The sequence below is a fragment of the Streptomyces sp. NPDC093261 genome, assembly GCF_044753645.1.
Classification (GTDB): domain Bacteria; phylum Actinomycetota; class Actinomycetes; order Streptomycetales; family Streptomycetaceae; genus Streptomyces.
Genome location: NZ_JBIVNO010000015.1, coordinates 40,026 through 61,860 on the forward strand (window position 1 = coordinate 40,026; position 21,835 = coordinate 61,860).

Annotated in this window: 13 protein-coding genes and 2 pseudogenes; 7 read left to right on the plus strand and 8 right to left on the minus strand. The window is 69.5% G+C overall.

The window, feature by feature from the left end; genetic code table 11:
* Positions 1-333: 333 nt before the first annotated feature.
* A complete protein-coding gene (locus tag ACIP94_RS27300) occupies positions 334-1,170 on the minus strand; it encodes a trypsin-like serine peptidase (RefSeq protein ID WP_402430991.1) in 837 nt (278 codons plus the stop codon).
* A 318-nt stretch (positions 1,171-1,488) separates the two neighbouring features.
* Between ACIP94_RS27300 and ACIP94_RS27305 the strand changes: the two genes are divergently transcribed.
* The 3 genes from ACIP94_RS27305 to ACIP94_RS27315 all read left to right on the plus strand — a co-directional run bounded on the left by ACIP94_RS27305 (position 1,489) and on the right by ACIP94_RS27315 (position 8,595).
* On the plus strand, positions 1,489-2,550 hold the full coding sequence (locus tag ACIP94_RS27305; protein ID WP_402430993.1) for an alpha/beta hydrolase: 1,062 nt from the start codon (positions 1,489-1,491) through the stop codon (positions 2,548-2,550).
* 664 nt (positions 2,551-3,214) lie between these two features.
* Positions 3,215-7,174: a Pls/PosA family non-ribosomal peptide synthetase gene (locus ACIP94_RS27310; protein ID WP_402430996.1), complete on the plus strand. Its 3,960-nt coding sequence runs from the start codon at positions 3,215-3,217 to the stop codon at positions 7,172-7,174.
* Positions 7,171-8,595, plus strand: a complete 1,425-nt coding sequence (locus ACIP94_RS27315) for a M1 family metallopeptidase (protein WP_402430999.1) — start codon at positions 7,171-7,173, stop codon at positions 8,593-8,595. The genes ACIP94_RS27310 and ACIP94_RS27315 overlap by 4 nt, the downstream gene beginning before the upstream one ends.
* Positions 8,596-8,661: 66 nt before the next feature.
* Here ACIP94_RS27315 and ACIP94_RS27320 read toward each other — a convergent pair whose 3' ends face one another.
* Together ACIP94_RS27320 and ACIP94_RS27325 are read right to left on the minus strand one after the other, a co-directional pair.
* Complete coding sequence (locus tag ACIP94_RS27320; RefSeq protein ID WP_402431002.1) at positions 8,662-9,786, minus strand: alpha/beta hydrolase; 1,125 nt, start codon at positions 9,784-9,786, stop codon at positions 8,662-8,664.
* 341 nt (positions 9,787-10,127) lie between these two features.
* On the minus strand, positions 10,128-11,003 hold the full coding sequence (locus tag ACIP94_RS27325) for a polysaccharide deacetylase family protein (protein WP_402431005.1): 876 nt from the start codon (positions 11,001-11,003) through the stop codon (positions 10,128-10,130).
* 461 nt (positions 11,004-11,464) lie between these two features.
* Between ACIP94_RS27325 and ACIP94_RS27330 the strand changes: the two genes are divergently transcribed.
* Positions 11,465-12,394, plus strand: a complete 930-nt coding sequence (locus ACIP94_RS27330) for an ADP-ribosylglycohydrolase family protein (protein WP_402431008.1) — start codon at positions 11,465-11,467, stop codon at positions 12,392-12,394.
* Positions 12,395-13,183: 789 nt separating this feature from the next.
* Positions 13,184-13,546: a hypothetical protein gene (locus tag ACIP94_RS27335; RefSeq protein WP_402431011.1), complete on the plus strand. Its 363-nt coding sequence runs from the start codon at positions 13,184-13,186 to the stop codon at positions 13,544-13,546.
* Positions 13,547-13,672: 126 nt separating this feature from the next.
* Here ACIP94_RS27335 and ACIP94_RS27340 read toward each other — a convergent pair whose 3' ends face one another.
* From ACIP94_RS27340 to ACIP94_RS27355, 4 genes and pseudogenes are all read right to left on the minus strand, one after another.
* Positions 13,673-16,354 carry a TIM-barrel domain-containing protein gene (locus ACIP94_RS27340; RefSeq protein ID WP_402431014.1) on the minus strand — a complete coding sequence of 894 codons (2,682 nt, stop codon included), beginning with the start codon at positions 16,352-16,354 and terminating at the stop codon, positions 13,673-13,675.
* Between the two features lie 353 nt (positions 16,355-16,707).
* Positions 16,708-16,884, minus strand: a pseudogene (locus ACIP94_RS27345) (tautomerase family protein); the annotation flags it as partial.
* 230 nt (positions 16,885-17,114) lie between these two features.
* Positions 17,115-17,555 carry a hypothetical protein gene (locus tag ACIP94_RS27350; protein ID WP_402431017.1) on the minus strand — a complete coding sequence of 147 codons (441 nt, stop codon included), beginning with the start codon at positions 17,553-17,555 and terminating at the stop codon, positions 17,115-17,117.
* 107 nt (positions 17,556-17,662) lie between these two features.
* Positions 17,663-19,594 carry a putative Ig domain-containing protein gene (locus tag ACIP94_RS27355; RefSeq protein WP_402431020.1) on the minus strand — a complete coding sequence of 644 codons (1,932 nt, stop codon included), beginning with the start codon at positions 19,592-19,594 and terminating at the stop codon, positions 17,663-17,665.
* A gap of 310 nt (positions 19,595-19,904) precedes the next feature.
* Between ACIP94_RS27355 and ACIP94_RS27360 the strand changes: the two genes are divergently transcribed.
* The gene (locus ACIP94_RS27360) at positions 19,905-20,723 is read left to right on the plus strand and encodes a TrmB family transcriptional regulator (RefSeq protein WP_402431023.1); all 819 of its coding nucleotides are present in this window, start codon (positions 19,905-19,907) and stop codon (positions 20,721-20,723) included.
* Positions 20,724-20,773: 50 nt separating this feature from the next.
* Here ACIP94_RS27360 and ACIP94_RS27365 read toward each other — a convergent pair.
* Positions 20,774-20,994 (minus strand): annotated as a pseudogene (locus ACIP94_RS27365) (transposase); the annotation flags it as partial.
* A gap of 129 nt (positions 20,995-21,123) precedes the next feature.
* On the opposite strand from ACIP94_RS27365, the gene ACIP94_RS27370 reads away from it, so the two are divergent.
* Positions 21,124-21,813, plus strand: a complete 690-nt coding sequence (locus ACIP94_RS27370) for a class I SAM-dependent methyltransferase (RefSeq protein ID WP_402431026.1) — start codon at positions 21,124-21,126, stop codon at positions 21,811-21,813.
* Positions 21,814-21,835: the final 22 nt, after the last annotated feature.

Below are 21,835 nucleotides of genomic sequence, written 5' to 3' on the forward strand. Positions count from 1 at the left end.
GCTTCAAGGTTCACCTTCCTTGACATGGTGTGGCGGCGCGCGACCGGCGCCGCTCGCTTGCATCACCGAGGTTGCAAGCCGCGATCCGTGTAGCCGAGCAGATGCGCAGATTTGGGGTGATCGCGGGACGTCCCAGCCTGCGATCTGCAGAAACTCTCGACGAAGTGACGTTCTCCTGGGACGTCCCCGACCTTCACCCGGCAGAGGACGAGCAGGCCGGCGGTCCGGTGGCGACGCGGACACGGGCGGCCTCGAGGGACGAGGTGCTCGCGCGCTCGGCAGCCGTATGCCTCAAGTTCGGTTCCGCAGGTGGAGCCGCTCCTGTGGTTGGGCTCAGTCCTGGTCCTGGGCGCGCCGGTAGAGCTTGGCGATGTCGTCGTCGAAGTATGCGGCGTAGGAGACGTCGTCCTGGTCGCCGCCGCCCTCGTGGCCGCCCAGGACGCCGATGACCGTGCCGGTGTGACTCTTGGGGTTGTAGTCGGTGAGCCAGGGGCTGCCGCTGGTCCCGTCCTCGAGGTCGGTGCACTGGATGCGCAGCTGGGTGTCGCTGAACTTCGTGGTGCGGTTTCGGCACGAGACGGGGATGTCACGGCTGGCGGGATAGCCGGTGATCTCGACCTTGTTGTCGAAGCCCCGGTTTATGCCGAGGGTGTTGCCGCCCAGGACGTCCTGAATGTTCTTGCCGCCCTGCTGATCGAGGACGAGGAAGGCGACGTCGAGGTCCTCGTCCTGCGACTTGGCCCAGCGGTCGTCGACAACCACCTTGCTGACCTTCCACAGGCCGGTGGGTTCGTCGCCGTTGCGGTAGCCGGGGGCGAAGACCAGGTCGTTCAGCGGCTGTCCGGAGTCGGCGTCGAAGGCGCAGTGGGCCGCGGTGATCAGCATGTTCCGGCCCGGACTCTGCACCACGCTCGCCGTGCAGAAGTGGGCGCCCTGGTCGTCCTTCTCGAAGAGCGCGCCGATTCGGGCGTTCTCCTCGGTCCTGCGGGGGGTGTACGCGTTGCCGTCCTCGGCCGGGTCCGTCGCGGGGAGGCCCTGGTCCTGCGGGGGCTGGCCCGCCTCGCCGGACTTGCCGAAACCGCTGCGCCCGCTGCTTCTGGCCGCATGGGTTCCCCCCGCGGTGTCGCCCACCACTGCGGCCACCCCGACGATGACCAGTGCCAAGGGCACGATGAAATTCCTGACTGGCAAGCGCACAAGGTCATTATCGACGCGGGCCGGGAAAACGGGAGGCGCTTCACCGGGAGGCTCCCGTCACAGTCCACCGCCCGCCGTGGTCTTCCTCGTCCGGCTTCGGGCCGTGGCCCGAGACACGACAAGCTCGCCGTCCGCTGCGAGGCCGCTGTTCCGGACGCGGTCCTCAACGCATGGCTGGTACCACTCGACCGGGCGGCGATCGTGTCCCAGTACCCTGCACAGTGGGGGCGATCTTGAAGGAGCGGACGGGATCGCCCGCTTTGTTCCCGACCTGGTTGCAGAGGTGGCCGTGTGGCTCTGACCGGAACGTCCTTCTTCGCGGTGCTCGTGGCCGCGGCCGTCGTGGCGGTGATCGGCACGATCGCCCTGTGGTCCTGGGTGCGCGGACCGAAGGTCGTGCGCTGGCTGGTGCACGGTGTGATGATCGGTGTGTGCCAGCTGACGGCCATCTGTGTCGTGGCGACGTGGATCAACAACAGCTACGGCCTGTACGCCTCATGGGCCGATCTTCTCGGTGACACGAACAACGGCAACGCGGTGGCGATGCCCGGACCGCCGATATCCCGTGCCAGGTTCAACCACGCCACCCAGGACGGGGTCCTCGACACTTACTTCCACGGGCGGCGTTCGGCGCTGTCCGGTCAGGTGCTGGTGTGGACGCCGCCGCAGTACGACCAGGCCGCCTACCGGACGAAGCGCTTCCCCGTGCTGATGCTGCTGCACGGGGTGCCCGGCTCGCCGCAGTCCTGGCTGGAGCACGGCGGGATGCCGGGGGCGTTCCAGGAACTGCTGAACCAGCGGAAGGTGCACCCCTTCATCCTCGTCATGCCGGTGGTCAACCCTGGCAGCGTGGACACCGACTGCAGCGACCTGCCCCAGCGCAAGGTGGCGACCTGGCTCTCTTCCGACGTGCCGGACCTGATCCGACAGAAGTTCCGCACGCTGCCCGGTCCCCGCGGCTGGGGTGTGATGGGCTACTCCACGGGCGGCTTCTGCTCCGCGAAGCTGCCGCTGCAGTACCCGAAGGTCTTCGGCGCGGGCGCGGCCCTCGACCCCGACCCGCTCACCGGCGACCGATCCGTCATTCCGGATTCGGCCGAGCGGCGAGTGAACAGCCCGCTGTACCTGGTCCGGCACACCCGCGCACACGCCAGCCTGTTCCTTGCGACCTCCCGTCAGGACCGGTTCAGCCCCGCCCCGGCCATTGAGGAGTTCGCATCGGCGTCCGCGGCGTCGCCCGTGCGGGTGCGGACCCTGCTGCTGCCGAGCGGCGGTCACAACTACAACACCTGGTCGGCGGAGTACCCGGCGGCCTTCGGCTGGTTGAGCCAGTGGCTGTCGGCGCCGCGTTGAGGCCGTGCCCCGCCTCGGCGGACCCGGGCCGCGAACGCCTCTGACGCCGGCTCGTCGAAGAGGACGGAGCGCCGGCGGCCCGGGGGTCCGTGCCGGGCCAGGAGTCTGGCGCGCTGGGCGACCCTTGTTCGGGCGGGGCGGGCCGCCCCTGGTCACGGCCGACCCCTCGGTCACCGGAGCGAGACGCGCCCGCCTCCATCGCCGCGGTCGACGCGCTCGGCGACAAGACCGTCCTGCGCCACAGGGCGTGGCCCGTTCAAACCGCTGGTCGCCGGAGGCGACACCGTCCGAGGCAGCTCAGTGGGCTGCTCGCTCGGGTTCGACGTGTCCGTGGGCGGCGCACCCTACGTCCTGGCCGCCGACACTGCGGCAACGCACGGTCCGCCTGGAGGGCTGGGGATCAGCCGCAGCTGCCGACGGCTGTGGTCCACAGAGTTCACACGACAAAAATGAACCAGACTCTTTTTGAATTCTTTCCGAGATCGGAAGGAGGGTGTGGAAGGTAATTCGCATGACTCACCATGGTCTATGGTTCCTCAATTTCTGCCCACGGGCGGGCAGTAAATCAATTGCGTGGAGTTGGTGAACGTCTCGGCAGCCAACAGCGTCTGACGGCCCGTAAGGGGTTGGAAGCCCGTCAGTACCGAAAGCCTGAGGCACGACTTTGACATCGACCGCACTCGATGCCCCGCCACCGTCCCCCGAGTCCTTCGGAGACCGAGCCCTTTTCCGCTCTGCGGCCGCTGCGTCGCCCCGCACCCTTGTCGACGTCCTGCAGGCCACCGCCGCCCTGCACCCGGACGCACCCGCCCTGGACACCGGCGCCGAGGTGCTGACCTACTTCGAACTGTGCGCCGAAGTCCGCCGACGCGCTCGGCGGCTCACCGAGCAGGGAATCGGCCCCGGCGACCGGGTCGGCATACGAGTGCCCTCGGGGAGCGCCGAGTTGTATCTGTCGATCCTCGCCGTACTGCACTGCGGCGCGGCCTATGTCCCGGTCGACGCCGACGACCCCGAGGAACGCGCCGCCACCGTGTTCCGCGAGGCCGGCGTGTGCCACGTCCTGGGGACGCACCCGCAGCCCGCCGACCTCGCGGCGTCGTCCGGAGCGGCGGCGGGATCCGGGCCCGCCCCCGGGGACGACGCCTGGATCATCTTCACGTCCGGTTCGACCGGCGCGCCGAAGGGCGTGGCTGTCACCCACCGGTCCGCCGCGGCCTTCGTGGACGCCGAGGCAGCGCTGTTCGTGCGTGACCGTCCGCTCGGCCCCGGCGACCGCGTGCTGGCGGGACTGTCCGTCGCCTTCGACGCCTCCTGCGAGGAGATGTGGCTGGCGTGGCGCTCCGGCGCCTGCCTGGTGCCGGCCGAACGGGCCCTGGTACGGGCCGGCCACGAACTGGGCCCTTGGCTCGAGAAGCGTGACATCACCGTTGTCTCCACCGTCCCCACCCTGCTGGCGATGTGGCCCCAAGAGGCGCTGACCCGGGTGCGGTTGCTGATCCTCGGCGGCGAGGCCTGCCCTCCCGGTCTCGCCGAACGGTTCGCCCGCCCCGGGCGCGAGATGTGGAACACCTACGGCCCCACGGAGACCACCGTCGTGGCTTGCGCCGCCCGCCTGGAGCCTGGGCAGCCGGTGCGCATCGGACTGCCCCTGGCCGGCTGGGAGCTGGCAGTGGTGGACGAGACCGGGGAACCGGTGACGCACGGCGAGCAGGGCGAACTGGTCATCGCCGGTACTGGAACCGCACGGTACCTCGACCCCGTCAAGGACGCGGAGCGCTTCCGACCGTGCCCGGCGCTGGGCTCGCCGCGCGCCTACCACTCGGGCGACCTGGTGCACGCTGACGCCGAGGGACTGGTTTTCGTCGGGCGCATCGACGACCAGGTCAAGCTCGGCGGACGCCGTATCGAACTCGGTGAGATCGACGCGGCCCTCCTCGCCCTGCCGGGTGTGCGCGGCGCGGCCGCGGCTGTGCAGTCGACCGCGGCCGGTGCCCAGGTACTCGTCGGCTACATCCTCCCGCAGCAGACGGCCGACGGCCGCTCCGCCTTCGAAGCCGACAAGGCCAGGGCACGACTGAGTGAGTGGCTGCCCGCACCGCTGGTACCGGTCCTGGCCGAGGTGACGGACCTGCCCACGCGGGCGTCCGGGAAGGTCGACCGGAAGGCGCTGCCCTGGCCGGTGCCCCTGGCCGGCAGCGACCACGGCGGCGACACGGCGCACCGTCTGCACGGGACGGCCGCACGGCTGGCGGACGTCTGGGAGCAGTTGCTGGGCCTGCGTCCCGGCCGCGACAGCCATTTCGTGGATCTCGGTGGTAGCAGCCTGACCGCCGCACGGATGGCCTCTGTGCTGCGCGAGGAGTATCCGGGTCTCTCCGTCGCCGACCTCTACCGGCACCCTGTGCTCCAGGGTATGGCCGACCATCTCGACTCCCTGGCCGGCGCCGTGCGGGAGGGACGCCCCGCCCGGCCGGTACCCCGGCGGACCGCAGTCGTCCAGTTCCTTGTCACCTTGGCCGGTTACGGGATCACCGGGCTGCGCGGCCTGGTCGGCCTGGCGACGGCGGACAACGTGCTCGGCTGGATCGCCCCGCACCGCTGGGCCCCGCACACCTCCTGGTGGCTGGTCCTGGTGGGCTGGGTGGTGCTGTTCAGCGCACCGATGCGCTGCCTGATCGGCGCGGCCCTCGCCCGTACGCTGGCCGGCTCGGTCACCCCGGGCGCGTATCCGCGCGGCGGACGTGTCCATCTGCGGCTTTGGACCGCGGAACGAGCGGTGACCGCGTTCGGCGTAGCCGCACTGCTCGGCACCCCGTGGGCCGCTTGGTACGCCCGGATCCTCGGTTGCCGGATCGGACGCGACGTACAGCTGCACACCATGCCCCCGGTGACGGGCCTGGCCGAACTGGGCGACGGATGCAGCATCGAGCCCGAGGCGGACATCGCGGGCTGGTGGCTCGACGGCGACACCCTGCACATCGGCACTGTCACCGTCGGTCCGGGCGCGCGGGTGGGCCACCGCAGCACTCTGCTGCCGGGCGCCGTGGTGGGGCGCGATGCGGAACTGACCGCCGGCAGCTGTCTGGACGACCGGATCCCCGACGGCCATGTGTGGAGCGGTTCCCCCGCCAGGCCGGCCGAGCCCGTCGAACGCCTCACGGACGTCGGCCGGCCCGCCCGCCCGGCGGACCGCTCGCGCCGCTGGCACCCGGCCTACGCGCTGTCCCTCGGCCTGCTGCCCCTGCTGTCCCTGCTCGCGGCGGCCCCGGCGCTGACCGTCACCTGGCTGCTGGTGCGCGACACACCGACGCTGCCGGGCGCCGCCGACCATCTGCTCGCCGCCGCACCGCTGCTCGCGGTCCTCACCACGGTGTGCGGGATGCTGATCACCGCGGTCACCGTGCGTCTGCTGGGCCGGTCGATAAAGCCCGGTCTGCACCGCGCGGACGGGGGCGTGGCCTGGCGGGCGTGGCTGGTGACCCGGCTGCTCGACGGTGCCCGCGGCAGCCTGTTCCCCCTGTACGCGAGTCTGGCCACGCCGTACTGGCTGCGTCTGCTCGGCGCACGCGTCGGCCGCGGCACCGAGATCTCGACCGTGCTGCCGCTGCCGTCCCTGCTCGAAGTGGACGACGGGGCCTTCCTGGCCGACGACACGCTCGTCGCACCGTTCGAACTGCGCGACGGATGGATGCGGCTGGGGCCTGTTCACATCGGGGCGCGCGCGTTCGTCGGGAACTCGGGCATCGTCGCACCCGGCCGCAACGTCCCCGACCGGGCACTCGTGGGTGTGCTGTCCGACGCACCGGCCCACGGCGGACCGGGCACGTCCTGGATCGGGCGGCCCGTGATGCCGCTGCCGCGCGTGCCCGGCAGCACCGACCCGGCACGGACGTTCGCCCCGCGCCGGCGGCTGGTGGCGGCCCGCGCGGCCGTGGAGATGTGCCGGCTGCTGCCCGTCATCCTGGGCACGCTCCTGGCCGAGTGCCTGTTCCTCGCCGAGCAGGAGGCCCTGGACCGCGGCGGCCTTCCCCTGGCCGCGCTCGTCGGCGTTCCCTTGCTCCTTGCCGCGTCCGTGCTGGCCTGCCTGACCACGACCGGCGCCAAGTGGCTGCTCGTGGGCCGCTTCCGGCCGGTCGAGCGGCCCCTGTGGTCGTCGTTCGTGTGGCGCAACGAGCTGTTCGACACGTTCGTGGAGGTGCTGGCCGTGCCGTGGGGCGTCGGGGCTCACCTGGGCACGCCCGCGTTGAACTGGTGGCTGCGCACGCTCGGCGCGCGCGTCGGCCGTGGGGTGTGGTGCGAGACGTACTGGCTGCCGGAGACCGATCTGGTCAGCCTCGGCGACGGGGTCAGCGTCAACCGCGGATGTGTGCTCCAGACGCATCTCTTCCACGACCGGATCATGCGAATGGACACCGTGCATCTGGCCGCCGGAGCGTCCCTCGGCCCACACAGCATCACCCTGCCCGGCACCACGATCGGCACCGGCGCATCCGTCGCCGCGGCCTCCCTCGTGATGCGCGGTGAGACGGTGCCCGACGGCACACGCTGGGCCGGCAACCCCATCGCCGGCGTCTCCGCGACCGGCACCGCCGCTCCCTTCACCGGAGGCGAAGCCGCATGACGTGGTGCAGCCGACGCGCGCTGCTCCGCGGCGCGGCGCTCACCCCCTTGGCGGTGACGGCCGCGGACCGCCTGCCACGGCAGGCCGAACGCTACTTCGCGAGCCATGGCACCTACGACCACCGCACCCGCGCCTACGACCTGCACCTGAGGTACGACCCGGCCGCCGGCATGCTCGACGGCCGGGCGCTCATCCACGCGGTCGCCGGGCGGACGCTGCGGCAGGTCCACCTCGACCTCGCGAAGCTGAGCGTCCACGACGCCCTGGTCGACGGGGTCGCCGTGCGCCCGGACCGCAAAGGGCACAAGCTGCTCCTGCCCGCGCCGCGACCGATCACCGCGGGCATGCCCTTCACCCTGGAGATCGGCTACGGCGGCCGGCCGGGCCCGGTGCCCACGCCGTTCGGCCAGATCGGCTGGGACCGCACAGGCGACCCGCACGACGGCACCCTGGTGGCCGCGCAGCCGCTCGGCGCCCCGTCGTGGTTCCCGTGCAACGACCGGCCGGACGACAAGGCCGAGTTCACCTTCCGGGTGACCGTGCCACGCGGCCACCAGGCGCTCGCCAACGGCACACTCCTGGAGCGGAGCAGCACGGGGTCCACCGAGTGCTGGACGTATCACCACCCGGGCCCCATGGCTCCCTATCTCGCCGCGCTGTACACGGGCCGTTTCGCCCACGAGACCTGGCAGGCCTGCGACACCACGACCGGCCGGCGGGTCACCGGCCGCAACGCCTACCCCGTCCACCTCTCCCGGCAGGCCCGGTACGACCTGGCTCGCCAGCCCGAGATGTTCGAGACGTTCACCGGCTGGTTCGGTCCGTATCCTTTCGAGACGTACGGCGCCGTCGTGGTGGACGCCGACCTCGACCAGCCCGTCGAGAACCAGACCATGTCCGTCTTCGGCCGTAACCACGTCGACGGCGACCGGACGTGGGAGACGCTCGTCGCCCACGAACTCGTCCACCAGTGGTACGGCAACAGCGTGAGCCTGCGGGACTGGCGGGACATCTGGCTCAACGAGGGCTTCGCCACCTACGGGGAGTGGCTGTGGTCGGAGCACATCGGCGAGGACTCCGCCGACACCATCGCCAGGGCAGCCTGGCACACACTGGCGAAGAACCACGACGGCCTGCGGCTCGCCGACCCCGGACCGGACCGCATCTTCGACGACCGCGTCTACACCCGCGGCGCGTGCACCCTGCACGCGCTGCGCCTGACACTGGGCGACGAGCGGTTCTTCGCGATGCTGCGCGCCTGGCACCACATCCACCGCGGTAACAGCACCGACACCGCAACCTTCATCGCCCACGCGGGACGCTCCACGCCTGCGCCGGTCGAGCCGCTGCTCAGTGCCTGGCTCTACGACAGGCACCCCCCGCCGCTGCCCCCGCCACGCGCTGAGAGTACGCGGAGCTGAGGGCCGGCAGGGGCCGCTCGCGGCCGGGCACATCACCAGCTTTACGGGGCGTCACGCACGGGTGGCTCAGTGTGCGACCAGCCGCTCGCTCATCCACTGCAGCATCGACGGGATCTCCCGCTTCCAGGTGTTGAAGTTGTGCCCGCCGTTCGGAAGAATGATCGACGAAATCCTGGTCACGTTCGTGTTCTGCACGCTCTTTATGAACTTGAGCGTGTCCTTGTAGTTGTGCTCACCGACCCTGCTGCTGGTGACGAGCAGCGAGGTCTCGGGGGCGGGCAGATGCTTGAGCGCCCAGAAGAGGTCGGCACGGTTCCGCAGGTTCTTGTCGCCGTGGAAGAGGTCCCCGGTGGTGGGGTCGATCGGCGCCCTGTAGTACGGCGACAGGCCCGCGGCGGCCGCGTACGAACGCGGGTGGTGCATGGCGATCTTGAGTGCGCAGTAGCCGCCGGTCGAGTCGCCGGCGATGCCCCAGCTGGCGGGCGTCTTGTCGACCCGGTAGCGGGCCCTCACCGAATCGCGCAGATCCTTGGCGAAGAACGTCTCGGTCTGCGGGCCGCCGGGAACGTCGACGCACTCGGTGTCCCGCGGCGGCGCCACGGTTGGACGTAGCATCACCAGGATCATCGGCTGCATCTTCCCGCTCTTGGCCAGCTGCTGCGCTGTGGTCGGGTAGAGCAGCTTGTCCACCAGCGCCTGGGCCGTGCCCGGGTAACCCGTGAGAACAACGGACACCGGGAACTTGCGCGCGCGGTTCTGCGGCTGGAAGTACTCCGGGGGCAGGTAGACGAGCGCCGGCGCGGCCAGATGGGTCGTACGGCCGATGATGTCGACCTTCTGGACCTGCCCGGCCACCTGCGGCAGCGCGCTGCTCGCACCGATGACGCGGGAGGCGGAGACCACTTGGACTGGGTTGCCGCCGCCCCCCGCTACATGGTCGACGACCACTCCCTGGCCGGTCTCCTGGCCGAACAGGTCGGACCAGCTGGCGTAGAAACCGAAGGCCTGGTTGGTGATGAGTCCCACCATGGCGAAGCCCGCCAGCTGGGTGGCGAGCAGCAGCCCGACCCGTCCGCTGATGGCCCGCCAGTTCCGCAGGGCCAGGCGCGGCCACAGCCATACCGTGCCGAGGAACAGTACGACGGTGAGGACGATCGCCAGCATCAGCACTTTGTTGCTTGTGAGACCCATGGGCTGTTACCTGCCTGCGCTTTCTGCCCGGCACCCGCCCGCGCTTCGTTGCGAGGGCTTGCCCGGGGCTTTCCTTGGCCTTTGACCCGACTTTCCGGTGGGAGGTGAACCTCTCCTCCCTGGACACCGCCCCAAAGGGCCCAATGTCGCCGGATGCCCGATCGGACCCGGGTTCAAGGTCTCTCGCAGAACTACGAGATGCGATGTCTGTCAGATAGATAGATGAGCAAATGTCGGGCGAGGTTCCGGCCCGATTCGGTCGGCCGCGGCGCATACTGCGCGGCGCCCGCCCCGAGGCCGAAGGAGTGCAACGGCGCGAAGCAGACTGGTTCTTGGTCGGTTCAGTGTCCGGCTGGGGGCTGGATGTAGTCCTCCAGGCGGGCCACCGAGAAGCCCTGTTCCCGGATGCGCTTGAGCAGATTGGCGAACATCTCCGTCATGGTGGCGCCCTTGAGCTCCGCAGGGCCGCGGAAATGGGCGAGGATGATGTCGCCGGGACGCAGCTTCTTGCCCGGCTCTTGGTACTGCATATTGCGTATCTGCATGGACTCCCGCCACCAGACGATCGCTCGTGGCCCGCAATCTCCCACCGCGATCTTGGTGTTGTTGTTGTACGCGCCGTAGGGCGGCCGGAAGAGGAACGGGGCGGTGCCGAACTGCTGGGTGAGGATCTTCTGGTCGCCGCACACCTCTTGCTTCTGGCGGGCCAGTGGGATGGTGTTCATCGCGGGATGGTGCAGGGTGTGGTTCTGGATGTGGTTGCCCATCGCCTGCAGTGGCTTGAAGTAGCCGTAGTCCGACTTGATGGCGTCGTTCATCAGGAACATCGTGATCGGGATCTTCAGGTCCCGTATCATCTCGACGAACTTGGGGTCCTTTTCCAGCCCGTCGTCGACGGTGATGAAGACGACCTTCTGGGATGTCGGTATGTGCGCGAAGACCGGGACTGGGCCGGTCGCGGACAGCTTGATGGGTTTGTCCGCCGGGGGCTCGGGAGCCGCGGGCAGCGGTGTCAGGCCCCACTTGTGCCAGGCGGCAGGCTCAGCCGTGACGTGCGACGGGGTCCCGGGCGTGCCGCCGACGGTGGCGGACGCCGACGAGGTGGCCGCCGGGCCGGTTGCGTTGCCACCGCTCATGCCGCAGCCGCCTACGGACACGGCCAGGAGCACGCTGGCCAGCGGGGCGTGGAACCTGCCGCCTATGTTGCGTTGCTTCACCGCACCGGTCTCCTGAATGCAAAGCTGACCTTGACTCTGCTGGGAAGATAACCGCGGTATGAAAGGCGAAGTTCAGCGGAGGGTGAGAATATGGCCAAAGCCGACACCACCCCCGGCGCCATGCGGGTCATCACAGCCGACGCCCGGCAGGAGGCGGCCGGTGCCGCGGGAGGTGCACGTGGATCTTCCGGGGGCTGTCCGGAGCCGGGCGGCGCTCGGATGGCCCCCAGCGGCGCATGCGCCGCTGGGCGCTGGGGCCGGAGAACTCGTTGGTGCGGACACAGCCCTAATAGAGAGGTCGCACGGCTGATTTGTCGTTCCGCATCGGCCGAGGGCCCGGTGGAGAGGGCTCGGTGGCCGAAATCCGCGTCATGAGCGAGGCGCGGACGCTCCGCTGCTGTACTGCACGCGAACATCACGGCGACACCGGACCGGCTGTGCGCCACCGATAGGCTGACGTGGTGAGGCACATTCAGCGGGCCACCGGGGCGGTCATCGGCTCGGCCGTGGGTGACGCGCTCGGAGCACCCTTCGAGTTCGGCCCTGCAGGGGCTTTCTCCGCACGCTTTCCCAGGCCCGGCGCAGGCGGTGAGATGTGCGGAGGCGGGGGCTGGGATCCGGGTGAAGCCACGGATGACACACAGATGGCGGTCCTGGTCGCCGATTCGCTGCTGGAACTGGGCGGGCTCGACCTGCCAGAGATGTTCGCCCGCTTTCAGCAATGGGCGAAGTCCGATCCCAAGGACATCGGACTGCAGACCGAGGACGTCCTGAGCAACGGCATGCCGTGGGATCTTGCCGCCGGGATTCACTTCCAGGTCAACCGGCGAGCGGCGGGCAACGGTTCGTTGATGCGGGCCTCGACCTCTGCGGTCTACTTCGCTGCCCAGGGCCGGCAAGCGACCATGGACGCCGCCCGCCGCATTGCCGCTCTGACCCATGGCGACCGGGCAGCATGGGAAGGCACGGCCATATTTCACGAACTCATCAGAGTCTCCTTGGCCGGCGCCGATCCCCTCGGCGCGCTCCCCGCCACCTTGGCCCTCGTCCACCCGGACCATCGCGAGCGGTACGCGACCGTCCTCGCTCCGGACTGGCACCCCGAACAGGCCACGGAGTTCAACGACGCCGTATGGCCATGCCTGGGCTCGGCCGTCTGGGCCCTACGCACCACCGCCACATTCGAAGAGGCGGTACGTGCCGCGATCGACCTCGGCGGCGACACCGACACCGTCGCCGCAGTCACCGGCGGCCTCGCGGGCGCGGCCTACGGGGTGGACGCGATCCCTACCCGCTGGACTGAACCGCTGCACGTCCCTCTCCCAGGCTTTGGCGGGCGAGTCCTCAGGTGTGGCGAGCTACTTCGCCTGACACAGCGCCTCGCGACCTGAAGGGCAATGGCCTCGGCGGGACCGGGTGACAGAGCCCTTTGGGTGAGCGCGGCCGGGGACGTCCCCCGGAAGAGGACGAGGTTGGTTTCCTCGTGGTGCGGGAGCGGGCCACGTGTCCCATGCTTCATGCCGGGCACCGTAGGGGGTCCCTCTGACACGTCGCGTAGGCCCGATCCGTCGCAGCCGTGACGACGGGGAAAGCGGCCGCCATTGGTCGTCGTTGGCTGCCGTGGGCCCCCTTCCACGGCCCAAGGACGGCCCGGCCCATCAGGGTCCGCAGGGGGCGTTCGCGCAGATTGAAGCGCCGTCCCTCCAGCAGACAGGCGGGATGCGGCTGACGGAGGCGCCCCTTCTGAAACGCGCCTTGGGGCGACCGTGCGAAAACGGCGAAACTCAAGTGGGAGGGCACGCGCTGTCTGAATCATGCGGCATGGGGGCCCGACTGCTCGAGCGCGGCGCCGCCTGGGGCGTTTTGAGAGAGCCTTTTCCTTTGATGACAGCTCCCCGGGCCGGGGGCGTCGGTGTGGAATTTGAAGCCGAACGGGCCACGAACGGGAAACGATTGGGTCACCGGTCGTGGGCCCTGGGGTGCGCTGGAGTCCTGGTTGGGGGTGGGCCCGGCGGCTTCATGCGGTGCTTCGCCCCGTTTTGTTGGGGGTGGTCTGCCGAGAAGACGACTCGGGGGCGCCGGGCCTTCCGTTCGAAAGTGTGTGGCGAAACCGCGTGCGACCTGGGTAGTGTGCGCCGTCCGCATTCACTGGTCATCCGCAGTTTCTCCAAGGGATTTTTGTGAACCTCGACTTCAGTGCTGAGCCCCTCTTTTCCTGGTACGTCGTGCTGCTCTTCATCAGCGGTGCCGCGATGCTGATCCTGGGTGCCATCAACTCCAGTGGTCTCAGCAAGGGTTGGCGGGCGTTCAACGTGATCGCCGGTGTCGGATTCATGGGCTACGGCATCTATTTGGGGTTCATCTTCCAGGGCGGCACGTACATCGTGTTCTTCAAGGCGTTCATCCTGCCCGTCATGGTCATCGTCAACTTCTTCCGGTCGCGTTCGCACCGGAAGGCGACTGCCGCCGCCCGGCAGCCGGTGGCCACCCCGCAGCCGGTGGCTGTGGCGCAGCCCGAACCCGCTCCGGAGCACCACGGCTGACGTATGGACGCACAGCCCGTCGGGTATCGGCGGGCGTCCCGGCGAGGCGGGTTGTGTCCACTTGACGCACCGTCGCGGCGACTCCTGCGCGGGCGCGCACCCCTCCGGTGGCGCCCGCGCCGGTGTCTACCGCTTCAGGGCCACCGTGAAGGTTCGGTCGAGTGACGCCCGTGCGGTCTTCACCGTCGTCACCCCCGTCTCCGCGTCGTAGTACCACCCGGTACCGGCTGCCGTGAGGGCGTCCGCGGAGCCCACGCGGGGCAGCGAGCGGCCGTCGTACGACACGCGGCGGGGTGCGTGGTCGCCGTGGACCGTGAAGCGGTAGGCGCGGGCGTCAGGCTTGCCGCAGTAGCTGCCCCTGCTCGCGCCGACGGAGACGGTGACACCGTGCTCGTCCGCGTCCGCCGTCACCCGCTGGGTCGCCGACGCGCCCGAGGCGAACGTCCGCGTCACGCCGTCGTCCTCGTACAGCGTGTACGAGCTGTGTCCCTGCGGGTGCACGTCCCAGTCAAGCTCGTGCCGGTCACGGGTCTTCCACGAGGTCGTGCCCTGCGGCCACATCGGCACGATCGCGCCCGCCTTGACGAAGAGGGGAAGGGTGTCGATGGGGGCGTGGTAGCCGTTGACCGTGGTGGGGCCCCGGTAGGTTGTGCCGGACCAGTAGTCCGTCCAGACGCCCTTCGGCAGGTAGATGCCGTCACGCGTGTCCGAGTCCTTGTAGACGGGGGCGACCAGGAAGTCGGAGCCGGCCAGGTACTCGTACTTGGCGTCGTCGCCGAGCGTGCGCGGGTCGTCGGGGTACTCCAGGTACAGCGGGCGCACCCCGCCCACGCCGGTCTTCGCGGCGTCCGCGGCCAGGGTGTACAGGTAGGGCAGCAGGCGCTCGCGGAGCAGCAGGTACCTGCGGTTGACGGAGGTGTACGGTTCACCGTCCACCCACGGCTGCTGATCGGCCTTCTGGTGGGTGGTCAGGTCGGTGGCCCAGCCGTCCATCGTCATGATCGCCGGGAGGAATGTCTTGGCCTGGAGGTCGCGCGCGTACATCTTCGCGTCGTGGCGGAAGATGCTGCCGACGTCACCCGTGTTGTACGCGATGCCGGACATCGTGGCGCCCGCGTACGTCGGGATCTGCCAGCGCACGTAGTCCCACGACAGGCTCTGGTCGCCGCTCCACAGGACACCGCAGCGCTGCGCGCCCGCCCAGGACACCGGCAGCCAGACGAACCCGCGTGCGTCGCTGTTGTCCTCGATGCCGGACTTCGCCCGGTCGCAGGCGTCCAGCGCCATGCCGTAGCCGTTGCCGACCCAGGCGACGTCCAGCTTGGCGACCCGCTGGCCCGCCTTGACCTGCTCGGCGAGCTTGTCGAGGCCGTCCTGGGTCCACAGACCGAGCTGGGCGCCGCGGTCCTGGAGCCCCTTGGAGGTCTCGGGGAGGTTCTCGTAGCCGCAGCCATAGCCGTCGTTGACCAGCATCCAGCCGAGCGGCATCCCGTTGTGCACATAGCCGTCGGCGACCTTCAGCGAGTCGAGGGTGTGGCGCTCGCCCCGGTTGGCGTTGTGCAGGTAGCAGTCGGAGTCGCCCGGCTCCAGCCCGTAGACCGGGGGCATGAAGGGTTTGCCGACCAGCGAGGTGTACGAGCCGATGACGTGCTTCGCGTCGCCGGTGAAGTAGTACGCGTCCAGGCGGCGCTCCTGCTGGCCGGTGTGCACGGAGGGGCCGAAGACGTAGACACCGGGCGCGAAGGTGTTGCGGAAGACGCCGTAGCCCGCCGACGACAGATAGAAGGGCTGTGAGTTGTTGTAGCCGCCCTCGTTCCAGTCGAAGCTGTTGGCGACGTACATCGTCCTGTCGCGGTGCGAGAAGCTGCCGTTCTGCTCGCCCCCGCCGAAGAACTGCTCGTCCTTGCCGCGGTCGAGGCTCTGCCGCATGCCGCCGGTGGACCAGCGCAGGGGCTTGTCCTCCTGCCAGAGGCGCGTCCTGTTGTCGGCCTTGTAGAGGCCGAAGCGCAGCGGCTTCTTGTAGACGCGCAGGACGGCACCGGGGGTTCGGATGCCGTAGTAAGCGCCCGCGTCGAACGACGTCGTGTGCGTCTGCGGGGCGGGCTGCTTGCGGACGATCCGCGAGCCGGCCGGGTCGCTGAAGTCGCCGGACGGGTCGGCCTGGAGCCGCAGTCCGCCGCCCTCGAGGAAGTCGGCCTTCGCCCTGAGGCGACCCGCCGCCATGGTGTAGCTGCCGTGGCCGCCGGTGAAGGAGGTCAGGTCCCCGGCGTCGGTCGTCGCGGGCAGATAGGCCTTGCCGACGATGGAGTTGTCGTGCACGTCGTATGGGACGACCACGACGTGGTACGTGCCGTTCGCCCTCGGGATCACCGTGGCCTCGGGGTCGGCCGTGCCGGCACTGGAGGCGACCTGCTTGCCCGCGTCGTCGTAGACGTACATGTCGAAGTCGTCGGCCGGTTTCTGCCACTCGACCGAGACCGGTACGCCGCCCTCGGGGTTGTCGTCCCAGTACCCGTCCGAGACCGAGACCTTGAGGTCGAAGCGGTCGCAGACCTTGCCGTCCGGGTCCTCCGACAGGGGCGGGCACTTCGCCGGGTCGCCCACGGTCCCGGTGGCGTACTCCCGGCTCCGCCAGGTCACGCTGCCGTGCGCGCTGTCCAGCAGGCCGCTCCCCGGCGTCGCCGCACTGGCCTCCTGGGCGGGGGCCGCGAGGAGCGCGGCGGCCATGGCGGCGGCCAGCCCCGCCGCGGCGAAGGCGGCCCGGCGTGTGCCGGCCCACCGCCCGTGCCGACACAGTCTTCGGTTCATTCGTCGCACTGATTCCATCTCCGCTCATACCAACCGGCAGATGTTAACTGGTGCTTGAAATCTCGTCGTTCCGAGCACAATCGCGCATCTGTGCCGGCATCACCTTCCGCCCTCGGGCGCGAGCATGTCAACGGAGAGGGTGGAGGTGGCGGAGCGTCAGCAGCGGTGCGGGGGTGAGCCGACTCCCGCCGCGTAATCGATCAACGCTTTGACCGGCAGCTGAGCTGCCGACGGCCGCCAACGTTTGTCCCGCTGGGCGCCCTTCCACGGCCCCGTCAGGGCCCCGGAAGGGCGCTCCGGTGTCTTCCCCCTTGGGTGAGCCGTGATGATGTGAGGGATCATGAAATGGCGTACTATGCCAGCCCGTTGCCGAAAGACCAGTCGATCGACTCGTTCTCGGTCACGGTGACGAAGACGTTCCGCGGCTCGGTTCCTGCGTACTCGTGAGCCAGGTCGGCGATCCGTCGGTACAGCGCCTGCTTCTGTGCGGGGGTGCGCCCGGAACGCATCGTGATGGCGATGTACACGATGTCGTGACGGTCAGAGGCCATCGTTGCGACATCGCCCGTTGACACCCATCGTCGCCTGCCGTGCCTCGGTCTTGGTCGATGACGAGTTGGCGGAGGCATCCAGGGGCGAGGCGCTTGTTTCCGATGGGCAGGGAGGTACCGGGGGCTGGACTGGGCGGCTCGCCGGTTTCGGTGCCCTCGGCGCAGGAAGGCGGTAGGGACAGTCTGTTCAGGCTCCGAGGCATCAGTGCCTATCCACGGATCTTCACTGTCACGCTGTATCGGCCCTCATCGCCGCTGCAGCGGCGGGCCTCGCCGCAGCTGGTGCGGCGGGCCGTGATGTCTGCCGAGCCGGGCCGCACGGCTCGCAGGGCGAGTTCGACGGTGCCGCAGCCGGCGCCCGGGACGCAGGTGTGGGCCCGTGTGACCCGCGGGGTGCCGGCGGCGGACAGGACATCCGGCGTTCCGCTGGTGAGGCCGGACCAGTATGTGCTGTGCAGCGTGACCACCAACGAGGTACCCACCGTGGCCGAGACGGTGGCGTGGTTGGCGCGTTCATCCAGCCGGAGGGGGGTGGGCCGCTGCGTGGTGGGCGCGGCGGACTGCGCGGCGCCGGCGCCGCAGGCCGAGATGGCGGTGAGAGTCAGGCATGCGGCGAAACGGAGTGCGAAGTGGGTGCGAGGGAGCGCCATGAACGAGACTCCTTCCCGGCAGTGTGTGCCGATGGGACGGTTCCGCCCCAGCAGTGGTTCCCTGCTGGGGCGGAACGTGTCGTGCTGTGCCCAGGGGCCTGGTGGGGTCAGGAGGCGTTGAGGGCGGTGTCGTCGACCACGAAGCTGGTCTGCAGGCTGGAGTCCTCGGTGCCGGTGAACTTCAGCGTGACCGTCTGACCGGCGTAGCTGGAGAGGTTGAAGGACTTGAGCACGTAGCCGCCGGCCGCGTTCAGGTTGGAGTAGGTGGCCAGGGTGGTGCTGCCGACCTGGACGGTCAGCTTGTCGTAGGCCGTGGTCGTGGTGGTCTCGGCGGTGTCGATGTGCAGGTAGAAGGAGAAGGTGGCGCTGCATCCGGCCGGGATGGTCACTGACTGGGACAGGGTGTCGGTGTGGGTGCTGCCGTAGCCGTCCAGCCAGGCCTTCCAGCTGCCGGAGTGGGCAGGCTCACCACTGGAGTTGTCGACCACGCCGCTGGCGGCTGTCCAGGGGGAAGCGGTGCCCGTCTCGAAGCCAGGGTTGCCGAGCTTCTGGCCGGGGCTCGCGCAGCCGCCGCCGGTGCTGCTGACGGTCCAGGTGAACGAGGTGCTGCCGGAGGCGCCCGTGCTGTCCTTGGCGGTGACCGTGACGGAGGAGGTGCCGGCCGCGGTGGGGGTGCCGCTGATGAGGCCGCTGGAGGAGATGCTGAGCCCGGCCGGCAGCCCGGTCGCGGTGTAGGTGAGGGTCTGGCCGGAGGCGGAGTCGGAGCCCGTCATCTGCAGGGAGACGGCAGTGCCCACGGTGCTGCTCTGGTTCCCGGGGTTGTTGACGGTGACCGTGTTCCCCGTGCTGCCCCCGACGATCGCGTGGCTGATGGCGCACGAGTTGGTGTCGTTGGACCAGCTGGCCTGCTCGGCGAAGGTGCCGGTCCCCATCTGGACGTTCGCCGCTCCACCCGTGCTGCCCGGCGATATCCAGGCGCATTCGTCGGCGTTCTCCTGGCCGTCGTAGGAGCTGCCGGTGTGGTTGGTCCAGCCCCCGGCCGGGTTCTGGTCCGACATCATTTCCTGCCACTCGTGGCCGAGCGTCATGGTCCACCCGTCGAGTGTGCCGGGGGAGTTGACGAACCCGACGCCGCAGCCCGAGCCGGAGTCCATGTTGTACGGCTGGTTGCTGAAGGCGATGTCGCCGTAGCTCGAGGAGACCGCACCACCGGTCAGCGTGGTGTCACCGTTCCAGTCGTGCCAGGCGCAGTACTGGCCCTGGTAGCTGTCCGGGTTGGTGCCGTGGGGCGACAGGATGACGTAGTACGCGTCGCGGTTGGCGGCGGACGTGGTGTTGCCGAAGTGACCGGCCGCCTTCACGGCCTCGGCGCCGAGCTGGTGCCCGGTGGCGGCACTGGGCGAGGCGGCGGAGTTGTCGTACCACGTGCCGGCGAGCACGCCGCCGCTCTGGTAGGGGATGAAGTTGGCGTTGGAGGGGCAGCTGGTGGCGCCCGACGTCACGTTGGGACCGTCGCACCACTGGGTCAGGTCAGCGGACCACCGCTCGTTGCCGGTGCCGATGTCCTTGAACATCTCCTGGGCGACGGGGGCGGCGCCCGCCGAGTCGCCGGAGAAGGTCATGTCTCCGTTGCTGTTGGTGCTCTGCGTGCCCCACTGGGTGCCGTAGAACACCAGGTAGACCTTCGAGTGGCCGCTTTGGACACCGATGCCGTCGACTCCGCCGCCGTAGGACAGCGTCTGCGGCCCGGTCGCTGCGGTGGCGGCCGGATGGGCGGCTGCCCAGGACTTCATCTTGGCGTGCTGCTGGAGGGTCGGCACCGCGCCGTGCCGGTACGGGTGCTGGTAGGCGGGGCTGTAGGGGTTGGCGACGGAGCTGTTCGGTGCGTGGGATGCCGTCGGCGCGGCGGCCGCCTGGGGTGCGGCGGCCAGCATGCCGCCGGTGATCAGAGCCGCGGCCGACAGCAGGGCGGTGGCCCCGCGGCGGGCGAGCCGTCGGGGCCCGTCGGGTCTGACGGGGTCGGTGTTCTGCGATCGCAAGAAACTGCCCTCCATGGGGATCGATGCTCATGTTGCGAGCATGACAATTGATCGCTTTTTGGACAGCACGTATCCACTGGTGCCGGTGGGCTGCGAGTAGCGCGCGTTCTTGGCTGCGGGCTGCCACCCCGGGCAGTGGTGGCTGTGCAGAAGGTAGTGAGCGGCCACCCCAAGGCACTACCGGCCAATGGCAAAGGCTTGTCCTTGACGGATGAACTTCTGAAGGATCAACCACCATGGAAGGGACGGGAGTTGATTCACAGGCCCATCAGGGCGAGTGCGTAGTCGATCGGATATAACGTGTGGCGCCATGGATGTGGACGACGGACCGGTCAATGACCTCACGGCACTGGGCCTGGCGCGCTACGAGGCGCGGGTCTACCTCGCGCTGGTCAGACGCGAGTCGTACACCGCGGCGGAGGTGGCGCGTGAGGCCGATGTGCCGCGCCAACGCGTCTACGACGTGCTGGATGCGCTGGTGCGGCGCCGACTTGCCACCGTCCGCCCTGGTCGGGTGGCCAGTTTCTCCGCCGTCGCACCCGAACTTGCCACCGCCCGGCTCATGGCGCTGCAGCGCGAATCCCTGGAACGGCTTGAACAGGTCGCGTCGGCACTGACCACCGCGCTGGTGCCCATCTGGTCAGACGGGCGCACCAAGACCCACCCGCTCGACTACATCGAGGTGCTGCGCGACCCCAAGGCCATTGCCGCACGATTCGCCGACATCCAGGAACAGGCCACACGTGAACTGCTGAGCTTCTGCCAACGGCCCTTTGTCGCCCCGGTCGCCAACACCGAAGGCATCGCAGCTGTGCGCAGGTTGCGCAAGGCGGGCGGTCGGGCCCGAGCCGTCTACACTCATGACGCCCTCGACGACGCCGAAGTGCTGGAGCATGTGAGGTGTTTCAGCGAGGCCGGGGAGGAGGCGCGGTTCACCGCCGAATTGCCGCTGAAGTTGATCATTGCCGATGCTTCGCTCGTGCTCTGTGACATGCCGGACCCGGTTGCGGGCACGGGTGCCACCACCGCGCTCTGCATCGAACACCCGGCACTCGCCAACTGCTTGAAACTGGCATTCCAGAGTGTCTGGGACCGCGCCGAGCCGGCGAGCACTGTGCGCGGGGCTTGACCCCGGCGTATTGGGGTCTGTCAAACGAGCGTGTAACCCGGGTGGTCGGGTTACTGGCGGGCCGCTGAGAGCCGGTCGTCGAAGGTGATGCCGAAGGCGTTCAGCGCGGTCTTCCAGCGCATGGTCCAGCGTGCCTGGCCCCTGCCGGTAGGGTCGAGCGACATTATGGCCATGTAGACACACTTCAACGCGGCCTGCTCGTTCGGGAAGTGTCCGCGGGCCTTGACCGCTCGCCGATCCGCGCGTTGTCCGACTCGATCGCGTTGGTGGTGCGGCCACTCGCCGACCATCTCGAGGGCCCGGCACACACAGGCCACGCTGTCACGGTTCGACGCCCAGGGCTTTGCTGTTCCGGCAACTATTGTGGTGTGGGGCGTGGCCTTCCGGTGACCCTGGATCCATGACCGACACCGCTCCGAGGACACCTCGCCCGACGATGCCCGTCCCGACTTCGACCGACACCGCACAGAGCTACTGGGAAGGGTTCTACCGGGGCTGGGAGCCACCCGCGGACTGGGTCGCCCGGGCCAACCCGCTGTTCGTCCGCGAGGCCGGTGCACTGCCCGCCGGAACGGCGCTGGATCTGGGATGCGGTGCGGGTGGCGACGCGATCTGGCTCGCGGAGCGGGGGTGGCGAGTCACCGCGGTCGACGTCTCGGCGACCGTGCTGCGCCGTGCGGCTGCCGCCGCGGCCGAGGCCGGTGTGGCCGACGGGATCGAATGGCAGGAGCACGACCTGTCCCGCTCGTTCCCCGACGGGGTTTTCGATCTCGTGTCCGCACAGTTCCTGCACTCACCGGTGGCCGGGGTGGGGGAGCGGGAGGCGATCCTTGCCTCGGCGGCCGCTGCCGTAGGACCGGGCGGGACGCTGCTGGTCATCAGCCACGCCGGGTGGCCGTCGTGGTTCGAGGAGCCGCCGTTGGACTTCCGGCTGCCGACGAATGCCGAGGTCCTCAGCGTGTTGGAGGCCGGTCCCGGAGAATGGGCGGTGGATACCGATGAGGTACTCACCCGCGAGCTGACCGGGCCGACGGGGGAGGTCGGTACCCGCGACGACGCCGTCCTGCGGGTGAGCCGCCTTCCTCATTGACACTGCTCCTGGGAGTCGCGGC

What these genes read in the sequence shown, in the direction of transcription:
- ACIP94_RS27320 (WP_402431002.1), bottom strand. Translation starts at nt 9,786, where the DNA reads ATGGGTCTCACAAGCAACAAAGTGCTGATGCTGGCGATCGTCCTCACC.
- ACIP94_RS27370 (WP_402431026.1), top strand. Translation starts at nt 21,124, where the DNA reads ATGACCGACACCGCTCCGAGGACACCTCGCCCGACGATGCCCGTCCCG.
- ACIP94_RS27315 (WP_402430999.1), top strand. Translation starts at nt 7,171, where the DNA reads ATGACGTGGTGCAGCCGACGCGCGCTGCTCCGCGGCGCGGCGCTCACC.
- ACIP94_RS27340 (WP_402431014.1), bottom strand. Translation starts at nt 16,354, where the DNA reads ATGAACCGAAGACTGTGTCGGCACGGGCGGTGGGCCGGCACACGCCGG.
- ACIP94_RS27350 (WP_402431017.1), bottom strand. Translation starts at nt 17,555, where the DNA reads ATGGCGCTCCCTCGCACCCACTTCGCACTCCGTTTCGCCGCATGCCTG.
- ACIP94_RS27360 (WP_402431023.1), top strand. Translation starts at nt 19,905, where the DNA reads ATGGATGTGGACGACGGACCGGTCAATGACCTCACGGCACTGGGCCTG.